We start from the raw sequence: 14,290 nt of genomic DNA, 5'->3' as shown, positions 1-14,290 counted from the left end.
CTGCGTCTGGCCATGGAAGTGTGATCCGGATGCGTTGACCCGGATCGCACTGACTGCGTAATCTTCGCGGGAACCGAAACCCTTGGGCATCGGACCTCGCCCTCAGGAGGAAGCTGATGAGCAGCGTGCATGACAAGCTCGCGCGGGTCCGCAAGCCGCGCGTCCACATCACCTACGAAGTCGAGACCGAAGGCGCGCAGATTGAGCGCGAACTGCCCTTCGTGGTCGGCATCATGGGCGACTTCGCCGGCGATCCGACCGAACCGCTGAAGCCGCTGGCCGAGCGCAAGTTCGTGCAGATCGACCGCGACAACTTCAATGATGTCATGGCCCGCATCCAGCCCGGCCTGAACATCAAGGTCGACAACACCCTGGCCGGCGACGGCAGCCAGATGGCGGTCAACCTGAAGTTCCGCAGCCTCGAGGATTTCGAACCGGCGAAGGTGGCCGAGCAGGTGCCGGCGCTGAAGGCCATGCTGGAGACCCGTGCGAAGCTGCGCGACCTGATGTCGAAGGTCGACCGCTCGGACGAGCTGGAAGGCCTGCTCGAGCAGGTGCTCCAGGACAAGGACAAGCTCGACAAGCTTTCGGCCGAACTCGGCCTCGACAAGAAGGAGGGCTGATCGCATGAGCGGCACCCAGACTTCCGCGGCCGGCGCCACCACCACGACCGAAACCGAAGGCGGCCTTGGCCTCCTCGACCAGGTCATCGGCGCCACCAAGCAGACCGAGCGCGACCGCGCCCAGGACCTGATCAAGGCGCTGACCGAGGAAGCGCTGAAGGGCACCGTGACCTTCAGCCGCAACCTGTCGCAGACCTTCGACCGCGCGATCGCCGCGATCGACGCCAAGGTCAGCGAGCAGCTCAACCAGATCATGCACAACGAGCGCTTCAGCAAGCTCGAGGGCTCCTGGCGCGGCCTGCACTACCTGGTCATGAACTCCGAGACCGGCACGTCGCTCAAGCTGCGCCTGCTGCAGATGAGCAAGCGCGAGATGTCGCGCGACCTGCAGCGCGCGGTGGAATTCGACCAGTCCACGCTGTTCAAGAAGATCTACGAGAACGAGTTCGGCACCCCGGGCGGCGAGCCCTATGGCGCGCTGATCGGCGACTACGAGTGGTCGTCCCACCCGGACGACGTCGAGACGCTGCGCCTGGTATCGTCGGTGGCCGCGGCGTCCTTCGCGCCCTTCATCTCGGCGGCCTCCGCCCAGATGTTCGGCATGAACGACTACCGCGAACTGTCGAAGCCGCGTGACCTCGCCAAGATCTTCGAGACGGCGGAATACACCAAGTGGCGCGGCCTGCGCGACACCGAGGATGCGCGCTTCCTCAACCTGGTCATGCCGCGCACCATCGCGCGCCTGCCCTACGGCGCGGGCACCGTGCCGGTCGAGGAATTCAACTACGAGGAAGCGCCCTATGACGCCGCGGGCAAGCCCAAGGCGATGGAGCACGAGCACTACTGCTGGATGAACGCCGCCTACGTGATGGGCGCGCGCCTCACCGACGCCTTCGCGCAGTACGGCTTCTGCGTGGCCATCCGCGGTGCCGAAGGCGGCGGCAAGGTGTCGAACCTGCCGACGCACGTCTTCACCTCGGATGACGGCGACAGCGACACCAAGTGCCCCACTGAGATCGGCATCACCGACCGTCGCGAGGCGGAACTCTCGGGCCTCGGCTTCCTGCCGCTGTGCCACTACAAGAACACCGACTACTCGGTCTTCTTCGGGGCCCAGTCGGTGCAGAAGCCCAAGAAGTACGACCGGCCGGAAGCCACGGCGAACGCGGCCATCTCGGCGCGGTTGCCGTACCTCATGGCGACCTCGCGCTTCGCGCACTTCCTCAAGGTGATGGCGCGCGACAAGATCGGCTCCTTCATGGAGGCGACGGATTGCGAAGTCTGGCTGAACCGCTGGATCCGCAACTACGTCAATTCCAGCGAGAGCGCCGGCCAGGAGATGAAGGCCCGCTACCCGCTGCGTGAAGCGAAGGTCGAGGTGAAGGAAGTCCCCGGCAAGCCGGGCGTCTACAACGCCGTCGCCTACCTGCGTCCGTGGCTGCAGATGGAGGAACTCTCCACCTCCATGCGCATGGTCGCGCGCATTCCGCAGAAGGCGTGACCGCGGCCGGGTGGGCCATGCATCGGCTGGAAGGGGTGCGGCAGCATGCCGCCGACAACCGACGCTGACCCGCCCGTCGCACTGCGTGCCCTGGTCCTGTCCGGTGGATTCCTCGGGCAGGGCGCGGGTGCGGGCGGTGCGGAGCGCATCGCCGGCTTCATCACGGGCGCGTCCGCCGCCGCCGCCCTGCGCGACTGGTATGGCGAGGGCCTGGGTCGCATCCTCCAGCATGACGGCACGCCGCGCAGTCGCCGCACGGCGCTTCGCCGGCTCGAGGAAGCGGTCGACCGCGACATCGCCGCACTCGACCGCCTGATCGGCGCGCAGCTCGACGCGCTGCTCCACAGCGATCGCCTGCGCCGTCTGGAAGGGTCCTGGCGCGCGCTCGCCTGGCTCGGCGAACGCATCCCCTTTGGCGCGCGCATCAAGCTGCGCATCCTGCCGGCGCGCTGGGCGGAACTGTGCCGCGACTTCGAACGCGCGCTGGAATTCGACCAATCCGCCCTGTTCAAGATGGTCTACGAGGGCGAATTCGGCACGCCCGGCGGCGAGCCCTTCGGCATGCTGGTGGCAGATTACGAGGTGCGCCACGCGCCCGGCCCCGGCAACCCGACCGATGACCTCGCCGGCCTGGATGGCCTCGCTGGCGTGGCGGCCGCGGCCTTTGCGCCGGCGGTCGTCGCCGCGCATCCCGCGCTGCTGGGCTTCGATGCCTGGTCCGGCCTCGGCGCCGCGGCCGACCTCACGGACGTGCTGCGCGCGGCCGACCGGGGGCGCTGGCGATCGCTGCAGGGGCGCGAGGACAGCCGCTTCCTGTCGGTCGTGCTACCGCGCGTGCTGGCGCGTGCGCCCTGGCCCGACAACGGCACCCGCGCCGACCGCTTTCGCTACCGCGAATACGCGCCTGGGTCGGAATCGCGCGTCTGGATGAACGCCGGCTACGGGCTGGCCGCCGCCGCGGTGCGCGCCTTCGCCCGCACCGCCTGGCCGGCCGATGTGCGCGGCGCGGCGGTGAACCGCGATCCGTCGGGCGGCGTGATCGAGGGCCTGCCCGCCGAGCGCCTGTCCGGCGACCCGCGCGACGCGCCGCTGCGCCCCCCGGTCGAAGTCGCGCTGACCGACGACCAGGAACGCCAGGCGGTCGAGGCCGGCTTCGTGCCCTTCATCGGGCTCGAACTGTTGGCCGAGGCGTCCTTCGCCGCGACGCCGTCCATCCATCGCCCGCCGCGCATGACCGGCGAGACCGCGGCAGCGGCCAACGCCAACCAGCGCCTGTCGGCGCAGTTCAACGCTATGCTCTGCGTCAGCCGCTTCGCCCATTGCGTGAAGCTGATGGGCCGCGACATGGTGGGGTCCTTCAAGACCGCCGACGACATCGAACGGCGGCTGGGGCGATGGCTGCAGGGCTTCACGAACATCTCGGCGGCGGGCGGCGAGACCGGCGCGCGCTACCCGCTGCGCGATGCGCGCGTCGAGGTTGCGGAAAAGCCCGGGCAACCGGGCGTCTATGGCTGCACCATCCTTCTGCAGCCGCATTACCAGTTGGACGAGGTGGGGGCGGCCTTCCGCCTCGTGACGGATCTCCAGGCGGCGAGGCAAGCGGCATGACAACGGCAGGCGAAGCGTTCAAGGCAGGTGACATCGAGGGCGCGGTGGCGGCGGCCACCGCTGCGGTCAAGGCGGCGCCGCGGGACGCCAGCGCGCGCTGGCTGCTGGCGGAAATGCTGGTCTTCGCCGGCGAGTTCGAACGCGCGGACCGTTCGCTTGATGCCGTGCTCGAGGAAACGCCCTCGCCGACGGTGATGGAGTTCCGCCAGCTCATCCGCGGCGAGGTGGTGCGCCGCCAGGTCCTGATGGAAGGCCGCGTGCCAAAGTTTCAGGGCGAGGACCCGACCGAGGCGCAGAAGGCGACCGCACGCGCCATCACCCTGCTGCGCGCCGGCGACCATGCGGGTGCCGCCGCCGCGGCGGTCGAGATCGAGGCGCTGCGCCCGCGCGTGGCGGGCCGCGCCGCCGATACCGCCTTCGACGATTTCCGCGACGCTGACGACGTGTTCGCCGCGATGATCGAGGTGCACACCGCCGGCGGCGAATACATGTGGGTGCCGACCGAACGGCTGCGCGCTCTGTCCTTCGATGCGCCCAAGCGCCCGCGCGACCTGTACTGGCGCCGCTGCACCATCGAGATGAAGGACGGCCAGGAGGGGGTGGTCTACATCCCGGTCGTCTATCCCTGGACGGCGAAGGACATGCCGAACCCGCTGCGGCTCGGCCGCGGGACGGAATGGCAGGAGGACGGCACGCTGGTGCGCGGCCTGGGCGGACGCGAATTCCTGGTCGGCGAGGAAGCGAAGACGCTGGCCGAACTCGACGAGATAAGCTTTGAGTGAAGCCCTCAAGCGCCGGGCGGCCGCATGCGCGGCCTTGGCTTGCGCGCCGCGTACTGGTGCGCCGGGCGCCACGCGCAGGTTGGGCGCGATCGCGCTTTGCGCTCCCGGACCGTGCGGAACACGATCCGCCATGTCGCACCGATCCGCAGTCCGGCGCCGAACGGCACGACGTGCGTCGGCGCGCCCGCACCGCCCCGCCCTTTTCGGATCGCGCAGCGATCCGGGAGCGCGCAGCGCGACTGCGCCAGACCGGCAACTGCTCCAGGCGCACCAGTGCGCGGCGCGCAAGCCAAGGCCGCGCATGCGGCCGCCCGGCGCCTGAGGGCAAGAAAATGTCCGACACGCGATCGAGCCCGCGCATCCGACTGCCGCTGCTGGACCGGCTGCTCGATGCCGATCCCGACAGCCCGCGCGACCCGCCGCTGTCGCAGTCGCTGGCGGTCGAACAACTGCGCACCGCGGTGCGTCGCGACCTTGAGGCGCTGCTGAACGCGCGCCGCCGCCGCCTGCCGCCGCTGCCCGGCCTGGCTGAACTGCCGCTCTCGCCGGTCGGCTACGGCGTGCCCGACCCGACCGCCGGATCGTTCACCGAGGAAGACCGCCGCGTGGCACTCTCGCGCGAGATCCAGGCCACAATCACGCGCTTCGAACCGCGGCTGACCAACGTGAAGGTGCAGCTTCGCCAGGAGGAACGCGAATCGATCGACCGCGTGCTGCGCCTGCGCATCGAGGCCATCCTGCGCACCGACCCGGTGCCCGAACACATCTCCTTCGAGACCGTCGTGCGCCCCACCACGCTTGACGTCGCGGTGCGGGAGGACTGACCCGTGTCCGAGAGCCTGCTGCCCTACTACAACCGGGAACTGGGCGCGATCCGCAAGCTCGCGGGCGAATTCGCCGAAGCCTATCCCAAGGTCGCCGCGCGCCTGCGCGTCACGCCGGAGGCGGTCGACGATCCCTATGTCGAGCGCCTGCTCGAAGGCGTCGCCTTCCTCGCCGCACGCGTGCAGCAGCGGCTCGACGACGAGCTGCCCGAATTCAGCGAGACACTGCTCGAGATGCTCTCGCCGCACCTGCTCGCGCCGGTGCCGTCCATGACCACGCTGCGCCTGGGTCCGGCGCCCGATGCGCAGGGGCCGCTGCGCGTGCCGCGCGGCCTCATGCTCGAAACCGAACCGGTGCGCGGCGAGCCCATCCGTTTCCAGACCAGCCACGACGTGACCATCTGGCCGCTTGCGGTCGAGACCTTCCGGCTCGGCGGCCAGCCCATCGCGGCACCGGCCAACAACCGCGTGCAGGCCGCGCTTGCCTGCCTGCGCATCGGCCTGCGCGTCACCACGCCGGATGCGACCTTCGCCAAGATCGGGCTCGACAAGCTGCGCCTCCACCTGCGCGGCGTGGGCGCGGTGCCGGCCCTGCTGCAGGAATTGCTGTGCACGTCGTGTGTCGGCATCGCGCTGGCCGACAGCCCGGCCGACCCGCGGCCCACGCTGCTCGACCCTGACCGGCTGCAGCCCGGCGGCTTCAGCCACGAGGAAGCGGCGCTGCCCTGGCCGAACCGGGCCTTCGCCGGCTACCGGATGCTGACCGAGTGGTTCGCCTTCCCGGAGAAGTTCCTCTACCTCGACCTCTCGGGCCTCGAGGCGCGCACGCTCCTGCAGGAGAGCGACCGCCTCGACATCTACATCTACCTCAACCGCGCCATGCCGGAACTCGAGCGCGTGCTCGGCCCCGACAATGTCGCACTTGGCTGCACGCCGGCGATCAACCTGTTCAGCCACCGCTGCGAACCCATCGCGCTCGATGGCACGCAGTCCGAATGGATGGTGGTGCCGGATGCGCGGCGCCCCGGCGCGCTCGAAGTCTATTCCATCGATACCGTTCGCGAGAGCCGGCCCGACGGCGTGCGTCGACCCGTGCTGCCCTTCTACCGGCTGGGCCGCAACGAGGCCGATGCCGACAGCGCCGACGTGGCGGAGGCCAACTACGTCACCTTCCGCCGCGGCGCGACGCCGCCGGTCACCGGCACGCAGACCTGGATCGAACTGCGCGACCTCGATTTCGACCCGGCGCGCCCGGCCGAGGGCGTGCTGACCATCGAGGCCTCCTGCTGCAACCGCGACCTGCCGGCGCTGCTGCCCTTCGGTGCGGGGCAGCCGCGGCTGCGCGTCAGCCAGGGCGGGGCCGCGATCGCCGCGGTGGATTGCCTGTCGCCGCCAACCCCCACGCTGCGGCCCGGGCTGAACGACCGCGGCGCCTGGCGGCTGATCTCGCATCTCGCGCTCAACCACCTGTCGGTGACGGGCGGGGAGGCGGGGGCGGCGGCGCTGCGCGAGATCCTGCGCTTGCACGATCTGCGCGACACCGCTGAGACGCGGTCGGCGCTCGCCTCGCTTGTCGCGGTGGAAACGCGCCCGGGGGTGGCGCGGCTGCCCGGCGGGCGGGCTGGCGCCTTCGCGCGCGGACTGGAAGTCACGCTGACCTTCGATTCGCAGACCTGGTCTTCGGCCGGGCTCTATCCGCTGGCGCAGGTGCTGGAACGCTTCCTGGCGCTGCAGGTCTCGGTCAATGCCTTCGCGCGCACGCAGGTGGCGCTGCGCGGGCGGCCGGGCATCGTCGCGCGCTTCCCCGCGCGCAGCGGCACGCGGACCCTGCTGTGAGCGGCGCGCCGCAGGACGAGGCACCGCAGCCCCCGCCCACCGAGGCGCTGCCGGCCTTCGAGGACCTCGCTGTCGCGACCGAGCAGGCTGCTGCGGCATCGCGCCCGCCACCGGAACCGCCGCCGGCGCCCGTGCTTGCCCCGGTCTCACCGCTGGATCGGCTGAAGCGCGAGCCGGCACGCTTCGACCTCGACCAGGCAGTGGCGGTGACGCTGCAGGCGTCCGGCGGCAAGCCGACCGAGCCGGAGGCGCTGAACCTGCGCAGCCAGGCGCGCCTCGCGATGCCCGCCGGCGCGGTGTTGCAGGCCAAGCCCGAGGAAGGCGAGCTCACGCTCGGCACCTTCGGCCTGGTCGGCGCGGGCGGCGTGCTGCCGCGGCACCACACCGCGATGGTGGCGACCGAGCAGCGCAAGCGATCGCTCGCGCTGCATGCCTTCCTCGACATGGTCGCGCGGCGCACCGTCGGGCTGTTCCCGAAGGCGGGCGCCAAGTACCGGCCCACGCGCAACCCGCAGCCCACCACCGATGCGCTGTCGGCGACGATCGGCATGGCCACCGGGCACCTCGACGGGCGCATGCGGGTGCAGCGGGACGATCTGCTGTATCACGCCGGCAACCTCGCCTCCCGTACGCGCAGCGCGGAACGACTGCGCGCAATGCTGCAGGCCGAGACCGGCCGGCGCGTCGAGATCGAGGAATTCGCCGGCGGCTACATCCGCCTGCCGGAATCCGAGCAGACGCGCATGCCCCGGGGCCGCGCGGCGCCGCAGCATTGCGCGCTCGGTGTCTCGGCCACCGCCGGGGCACAGGTGTGGGACGCGCAGGCGCGTTTCATCATCCGGTTCGGGCCACTGACCCGCCCGGAATTCGATGCGCTGTTGCCGGGCACGCCGGCCTGGCAGCGGATCACACAGCTGGCGCGGCTGTTCGTCGGCCAGGACACGTCCTTCGCGGTGAACCTGGTGCTGCGGCCCGAGGAGGTGCCGGTCGCGCAGGTCGGCGGCGGTGCGCAGCTCGGCTGGTCGACCTGGAGCGGCACCTCGCGCCCGCGCCGCACCGCCGCGCGCGATGCGCTGTTCGAACCGCGCGACGTGGTCTGACCGTGCCGTCCTGCTGTTGCCACCGACGCTCCCGCGAGACGGATCGCGCGCGATCCGGGAGCGCACGACGCGCCAGCCAAGCCCGTGGCTGCGGGCGCGTCACGCCGAAGGCGTTCCGTCGGCACGACGCGCCTGAAGGCCCAGAAAAGCGGATCGCGCAGCGATACGGGAGCGCACAGCGCGACCGCGCCCAGACCAACAGCCGCGCCCGGCGCACCAGCGCACGGCGCGCAAGCCAAGCCCGCGGATGCGGGCGCCCGGCGCCTGAGGGACCAACACAATGACTTCCGACGCGAAATCGCTCTATGGCGCGGCCGATGTCCGCTACGTCGCCGCCTACCAGCCCGATGCCGGGCCGTCGCGCATGCAGCTCGCGCTCGCCATCGCCGACACCGCCTGGCGGCCGCTCGACCGCGAAAGGCTGACCGTCCTCGACCTCGGCTGCGGCCGCGGCGTCACGGTCAACCTGCTGGCCGCCGCCAATCCGGGCTGGGACGTCATCGGGCTGGACCTGCAGCCGGTGCATATCGCCGAGGCGCGCGAGGTCGCTGCCGATGCCGGGCTCGACAACGCGCGATTCATCGAGGCCGACATCACCGAGCTCGACGAGGACCGCGCCAAGCGCCTGCTGCCCGAGATCGACGTGGTGATCTGCCACGGCGTCTGGACCTGGGTGCCCGATACCGTGCGCGAGGGCATCGTGCGCCTGCTGCGCCATCGCCTCGCCCCCGGCGGCATCGCGTATTTCGGTTACAATGCCATGCCGGCCTGGGGCGACACGCTGGCGATGCAGCGCGTGCTCGAGGAATCGGCGCGCCATGTCGGCGGCAGCGAGGCGGCGCGCGCCAATGCGGCGCTCGACACGCTCGAGAGACTGCGCGCCGCGGGTGCGCACTACCTGCCGCCGGCCTCCGTGGTCGACCAGATCGTCAGCCGGGGGCGCAAGGCGCCGGCCTACATGGTGCATGAATGGCTGACGTCGTTCTGGCGGCCGGCCTTCCATGCCGACCTGGCGCGCGCACTGGTCGGCGCGCGCATGGAATACGGCGGCTGCGCGCGGCCCTCCGGCAGCCTCCCCGCGCTGCAGATGACCGACGCGCAGCGCGCCATCCTGGCCGACCCGCCCCCCGGCTTCGACCGCGAGACGCTGGCCGATGTCTTCCTCGCGCGGCGCTTTCGCACCGACATCTTCGTGCGTGGCCGCCAGGCCGGCGGGCGGCGCATGCTGCCGGAATTCCGCCTGGCCCTCGCCTCCGCGCCCGATGCCGTGAAGCTCGAATTCAACACCGCGCTGGGCGAGGTGACGCTGCCGGATGCGCAGATCGCCGCCCTGGTCGGCGCCCTGGCGGACGGGCCCAAGCGCATCGGCGACCTCATGCGCCTGCCCGCTTGCGAGGACCTCACGGCCACCGATCTCGCGGTGATGCTGGTCGAGAGCGGCGTGGCCAACCCGGTCTGGCGCGACCGCCCCGACGACGAGGCGACCAGGGCGCGCCTGCTGCAGGCCAACAAGGTGCTACTGCGCCACTTCGGCAGCGAGGCGACCGCGATCAGCGCGCCGCTCGGCGCCGCCGTGCCTATGCTCGGCACGGCACTGCCGATGTCGGCCTCCGACCTCTCGCTGGTCACGGCGCTGCAGGATGGGGTGCCCACGGACCCGCCGCGCCTCGCCGCGCACCTGATGAACGACACCGCGACGCCCGAGGAGGTGACGCGCGCCGAGGAAGGCATCGCGCGCGCTCTGTCGCGCAACCTGTCCGCCTGGCGCGCCATGGGGCTCGTGTGAAGGGCTTCGGATGCGCCGGGCGCACCGCTGTGATACGACTGCCGTCATCGAAGGAGGTCCGCCCATGACCCGCTCGCTACTGCTCGCCGGCGCCGCTGCGCTGGTCCTTGCAACCGGAATGCCGGCTGCCTTCGCGCAGTCCGACCCGGCCGCGCTGCAGCTGATCGAAAGGCTGCGCCCACAGGCCGGCGGCCAGACCCGCGGCATCCGCGTGCCCGGCAATGTCGAGGGCGCGCCGCCGCCCTCCGCGCCGGTGCAGCCGGCGCCCGTGTTCGGCCAGCCACCCGCCGCCGCCCCCGCGCCGCAGCCCGGCCTCGCCGGTCCCGGCGCGCCGAGCGTGAGCCCGGCCACGACCTCCTCCCGGCCGACCCCGGCCGTGGCGCGCCCGCCGGTGCGCGAGACCACGGCGGATGCGCCCTCGGCGTCGATCACCGTGACCTTCGGCAGCGGGTCCTGGGTCATCACGCCCGATGGCGAGCGCGCCCTGGCGCCGCTCGGTCGTGCGCTGACCTCGCAGGAACTCGCGGGCTTCCGCTTCCGAATCGAGGGCCACACGGACACGGTCGGCGACCCGGCCTCGAACCAGGCGCTGTCGGAACGCCGCGCGGCCGCGGTGCGCGACTACCTGGTCGCGAAGTTCGGCGTGGCGGCGGATCGCCTGGTGGCTGTCGGCCTCGGCGAGACGCAGCCGCTGGTGGCGACGCCGGACGAAACACCGAACGCGCGCAATCGCCGCGTGCAGGTCGTCAACATCGGCAGCTGACGCAGCTCCGGTGTCGGACAGCGACCCGACCGTCCGCGTCGCGCCGCCACGCGCGGCGCCGCGGCCCGGGCGAGGGCCGGTGGCGGGCGGCCCCAGCGGCCTGCCGCTCGCGCTCGGTGCCGTCGTGGTGGCAGGCGCCGTGGCGGCGGGCGGCGTCTGGTGGTGGCGCGGCAGCGTCCCGCTCGAGCCGCCGCCCAAGCCGGACCTGCCCTCCGCGTCATTGGCGCCGGCCGCGCGCCCGGGCACTCCGGCTCCCGTCGCCCCGGCCGCATCCCTGGCCGAGATCGGGCCGGCCATCGCCACGCAGGCCGATATCCTGGCGCATCGCGCCAACACGCCCACCATGTTCCGGCTGGATGTGAATCCGCGCATCTTCGTGGCGGATTTCCCGAACCTCGACCAGCAGGGCGCGGCCTTCAACCGCACCGCCGCGCTGATCGAAAAGGCCGGGCTGCCGCGCGACCGCGTCCTCGACGACGCCGCGCTGTCAGCCGCGATCACCCGCAGCGGCGACACGCCGGGGACCTACTACTACGGGCACAACTACCGCGGCCGCGACCTCGAACGGTTCTTCGCGCTGGCCGAGCGCGACGGCATCCGCCTGACACCGGAGGAAACCTGGCTGCGCCAGGAGATCGCGCGCATCCGTCGCCTCGTGCCCGCGCCGGGCGAATTCGCCGTGATCTCGGTCCCGGGGCTCGAGGAACGAGTCGACGACGCTATGCGCCGCGCCATCCTGCAGCACGAGATCGGCCACGGCCATTTCTTCACCGACGCCCGCTTCGCCGCGCATGTCGAGCGCATCTGGCGCGAGGACTTCACCGAAATGGAGCGCGCGGCCTTCCGCGCCTTCCTCGCGCGCGAGGGCTACGATCCGGCGATCGAGGAGGTGATGATCAACGAGGCGATGGCCTACCTGATCTTCACCCCGGACCCGCGCTTCTTCACGCCGAGCCATGCCGGGCTCACCGATGCCCGCGCCGATGCGCTGCGCGCCGTGCTGCGCCAGGTCGCGCCGCGCTGAGGCCAGCGCGCGTGCCGACCTGCCGGTAGCGTCGCCGCCTCCGTCCCTCATCCAGGAAAGTGGGGTTGGCTAGTCCGTGAGGAGGGGCGGCCGTTGCCGTCCGATGGGCAGACGCGCCAGCGGCGCCCGGTACGCGCAGCGCGCCTCAGCGCCGCGCCACCGTCTCCACCACCAGCGGCCGCACCACGACGCGCGTGCCGCTGGCCCGCGCGGTGCGCAGCGCCGCGGCCAGCGCTGCCATGTAGGCGTCCTGGCTTTCCACCACCGGCCGCGAATTGCCGAACAGCGGCCGGTCCGAGGCGATCACCACCGCCAGGTCCGTGCCGTAGGGCTCGTCGACCTCCCAGCCGGTGAAGTTGCCCTGAGGTTCGCCCAGGCGCACCCGCGCGCCGGCCGCCTGCAGGGCGGAGGGCACCAGGTTCGCGACCTGCCCCGACTGCATGAAGTACGCGACATACAGGTGCGCCGGCCAGTCGGGCATCTGCACATCGAGGCGCATGAGCTCGCCCTTCTGCAGCGGCAGCCGGCCCACCACCTCGACCGACGGCGCCACCCCCGCCGGCCCGAGCACCGGGCGCAGCAGGTCGAGCGCCGGGCAATACGGCCCGTCGAAGGAGGCAAGGGTCAGCCGCGCGGCATCCTCGGGCACGCCGCGTGCCGCCAGGTCGCGCCGGATCGCCGCATCGTCGCCGCGCCGTACCACGCCCGACAGCGTCATCGACCGGTCGGTCGCCGACCAGGCAATGAGCGAGCAGGGGGTGCCGGTGGCCAGCGCCTGCGCTGCCGCACGCATGTCCAGCCGCGACAGTGCGGCCACCTGCTGCTGTTGCTGGCGCGCGGCTTCGTCGCGCGCGGCCTGCTCGCGCGCTGCCGCGTCGCGGGCAGCCTGTTCGCGTGCGGCCTGGTCGCGCGCGGCCTGTTCGCGCAGCGCCTGTTCGCGAGCGGCGGCCTCGCGCGCGGCCTGCTCCCGCGCGGCGGCGTCACGCGCCTGCTGTTCGGCGGCGGCACGCTCGCGCTGCGCCTGTTCTCGAGCGGCGGCGTTGCGCGCGGCCTGTTCGCGGGCGGCGGCGTCGCGCGCCTGCTGCTCGGCCGCGGCCTGGTCGCGCGCCGCGGCCGCCTGGGCATCGGCGGCGGCTTGCTCGCGTGCGGCGGCGGCGCGCTGCGCCTGTTGGCGTGCGGCGGCTTCCTGCGCCGCCTGTTCGCGCGCGGCCTGTTCGGCGGCGGCCTGCTGGCGGGCCGTGACCTCGCGCGCGGCGGCTTCGCGCGCGGCAGCGTCCTGCGCAGCCTGCTGGCGAGCGGCGGCGTCGCGTGCGGCATCGGCGGCGGCCTGTTCCTGGCGCTGGCGTTCCAGCACGGCCGGGTCGGTGCCCGCGCCGGGCCCGGCCAGGAAGTACCAGCCCGCGCCGCCGGCGACGACGACGGCGCCGAGCCCTGCCGCGATCAGCCCCATCGGCGCGCCGCGTCCGGACGGCGCCGGCGGGGCAGGGGGCACGGCGGGGGCTGGCCCCGCCCGCTGCTGGGTGCCGCCGGCCACCGGGCGCGCACTGACCATGGTCGCGTCGTCGTGCAGCCCCGGTAGGCCCGGCAATCCGGCGGGTTCGGCCGCCGGCGCCGGCGCATTCACCGCCGCGCGGATCGCCTCGGCGAATTCGCTGGCGGAGCGGAAACGGTCGTCCGGCCGCTTGGCCAGGGCGCGCGCGATCACCGCGTCGAAGCCGCGCGGCGTGGTGACCGAAAGCTGCGAGGGCGGCGGCGGTTCCGTGTGCAGCGCCTTGTGCATCACGGCGGAGAAGCCGCCCTCGAACGGCTTCTCCCCGGTCAGCAGCTGATACAGCATCACGCCCGAGGACCAGATGTCGGCGCGCAGGTCCACGGGTTCGCCGCGGAACTGCTCGGGCGCCATGTAGGACGGCGTGCCGATCAGCGTGCCGACCTGCGTCATCGAGGAATTCTCGAGCCGGGCGATGCCGAAATCGGCGATCTTCACCTGCCCGTCGGTGGTCATCATGATGTTGCCGGGCTTGATGTCCCGGTGCACCACGCCGCGCTGGTGGGAATAGGCAAGCCCCGCGCAGACCTCGCCCATGATCCGCACGATGTCGGGGATCGTGAAGCGTTCCTGCTTGTCGAGCCGGTCCTTGAGGCTTTTTCCCTCGACCAGCTCCATCACGATCCAGGCGTCGGTGGCGTTCTCGCCATAGTCGTAGACGCCGACGATGTTGGGGTGGGACAGCCGGCCGGCGGCCTGCGCCTCCCGGCGGAAGCGGGCATGGGCCTCGACCGCCTCGGGGTCGTGCTCGGCGGGGCGCTTGACCACCTTGATGGCGACGCGGCGCTCGATGATGCGGTCCACCGCATCATACACCGTGCCCATGGCACCGGCGCCGAGGGTGCCGCGCACCTCGTATTTCTGGTTCAGCTCGGGTGGCAGCATGGGCCCTGG

11 protein-coding genes are annotated in these 14,290 nt (G+C 72.2%); 10 read left to right on the top strand and 1 reads right to left on the bottom strand.

Annotated elements, in window-relative coordinates:
- Positions 1-116: 116 nt before the first annotated feature.
- From tssB to MWM08_RS16605, 10 genes are all read left to right on the top strand, one after another.
- Positions 117-623, top strand: a complete 507-nt coding sequence (tssB, locus tag MWM08_RS16650) for a type VI secretion system contractile sheath small subunit (RefSeq protein WP_244407623.1) — start codon at positions 117-119, stop codon at positions 621-623.
- Positions 624-627: 4 nt separating this feature from the next.
- The gene (tssC, locus tag MWM08_RS16645) at positions 628-2,124 is read left to right on the top strand and encodes a type VI secretion system contractile sheath large subunit (RefSeq protein ID WP_244407622.1); all 1,497 of its coding nucleotides are present in this window, start codon (positions 628-630) and stop codon (positions 2,122-2,124) included.
- A gap of 45 nt (positions 2,125-2,169) precedes the next feature.
- Positions 2,170-3,732, top strand: coding sequence for a type VI secretion system contractile sheath large subunit (tssC, locus tag MWM08_RS16640; protein WP_244407620.1), 1,563 nt, complete (start codon positions 2,170-2,172; stop codon positions 3,730-3,732).
- Complete coding sequence (locus MWM08_RS16635) at positions 3,729-4,514, top strand: type VI secretion system accessory protein TagJ (RefSeq protein ID WP_244407619.1); 786 nt, start codon at positions 3,729-3,731, stop codon at positions 4,512-4,514. Before tssC (MWM08_RS16640) ends, MWM08_RS16635 begins: the two co-directional genes overlap by 4 nt.
- Positions 4,515-4,846: 332 nt before the next feature.
- Positions 4,847-5,338, top strand: a complete 492-nt coding sequence (gene tssE, locus MWM08_RS16630; RefSeq protein ID WP_244407618.1) for a type VI secretion system baseplate subunit TssE — start codon at positions 4,847-4,849, stop codon at positions 5,336-5,338.
- Positions 5,339-5,341: 3 nt separating this feature from the next.
- Complete coding sequence (tssF, locus tag MWM08_RS16625; protein ID WP_244407617.1) at positions 5,342-7,174, top strand: type VI secretion system baseplate subunit TssF; 1,833 nt, start codon at positions 5,342-5,344, stop codon at positions 7,172-7,174.
- Positions 7,171-8,274: a type VI secretion system baseplate subunit TssG gene (gene tssG / locus MWM08_RS16620; protein WP_244407616.1), complete on the top strand. Its 1,104-nt coding sequence runs from the start codon at positions 7,171-7,173 to the stop codon at positions 8,272-8,274. Before tssF ends, tssG begins: the two co-directional genes overlap by 4 nt.
- Positions 8,275-8,554: 280 nt before the next feature.
- Positions 8,555-10,060, top strand: a complete 1,506-nt coding sequence (locus MWM08_RS16615) for a class I SAM-dependent methyltransferase (RefSeq protein ID WP_244407615.1) — start codon at positions 8,555-8,557, stop codon at positions 10,058-10,060.
- 64 nt (positions 10,061-10,124) lie between these two features.
- Entirely contained in the window at positions 10,125-10,823 is a 699-nt protein-coding gene (locus tag MWM08_RS16610) for an OmpA family protein (protein ID WP_279323208.1), read from the top strand.
- A gap of 10 nt (positions 10,824-10,833) precedes the next feature.
- Positions 10,834-11,847 (top strand): hypothetical protein, encoded by a 1,014-nt coding sequence (locus MWM08_RS16605; protein WP_244407614.1) that lies wholly within the window; start codon positions 10,834-10,836, stop codon positions 11,845-11,847.
- Positions 11,848-11,992: 145 nt separating this feature from the next.
- Here MWM08_RS16605 and MWM08_RS16600 read toward each other — a convergent pair whose 3' ends face one another.
- Positions 11,993-14,281: a serine/threonine-protein kinase gene (locus MWM08_RS16600; protein WP_244407613.1), complete on the bottom strand. Its 2,289-nt coding sequence runs from the start codon at positions 14,279-14,281 to the stop codon at positions 11,993-11,995.
- Positions 14,282-14,290: the final 9 nt, after the last annotated feature.

It is taken from the genome of Roseomonas fluvialis, assembly GCF_022846615.1.
GTDB lineage: Bacteria > Pseudomonadota > Alphaproteobacteria > Acetobacterales > Acetobacteraceae > Neoroseomonas > Neoroseomonas fluvialis.
Note: the sequence above shows the minus strand (reverse complement) of the source record. Positions and strands in the feature narration are given on the sequence as shown.

Coding starts and splice junctions, on each gene's coding strand:
- tssE (WP_244407618.1), top strand. CDS start 4,847: ATGTCCGACACGCGATCGAGCCCGCGCATCCGACTGCCGCTGCTGGAC.
- MWM08_RS16610 (WP_279323208.1), top strand. CDS start 10,125: ATGACCCGCTCGCTACTGCTCGCCGGCGCCGCTGCGCTGGTCCTTGCA.
- MWM08_RS16615 (WP_244407615.1), top strand. CDS start 8,555: ATGACTTCCGACGCGAAATCGCTCTATGGCGCGGCCGATGTCCGCTAC.
- MWM08_RS16600 (WP_244407613.1), bottom strand. CDS start 14,281: ATGCTGCCACCCGAGCTGAACCAGAAATACGAGGTGCGCGGCACCCTC.
- tssB (WP_244407623.1), top strand. CDS start 117: ATGAGCAGCGTGCATGACAAGCTCGCGCGGGTCCGCAAGCCGCGCGTC.
- MWM08_RS16635 (WP_244407619.1), top strand. CDS start 3,729: ATGACAACGGCAGGCGAAGCGTTCAAGGCAGGTGACATCGAGGGCGCG.
- tssC (WP_244407622.1), top strand. CDS start 628: ATGAGCGGCACCCAGACTTCCGCGGCCGGCGCCACCACCACGACCGAA.
- tssC (WP_244407620.1), top strand. CDS start 2,170: ATGCCGCCGACAACCGACGCTGACCCGCCCGTCGCACTGCGTGCCCTG.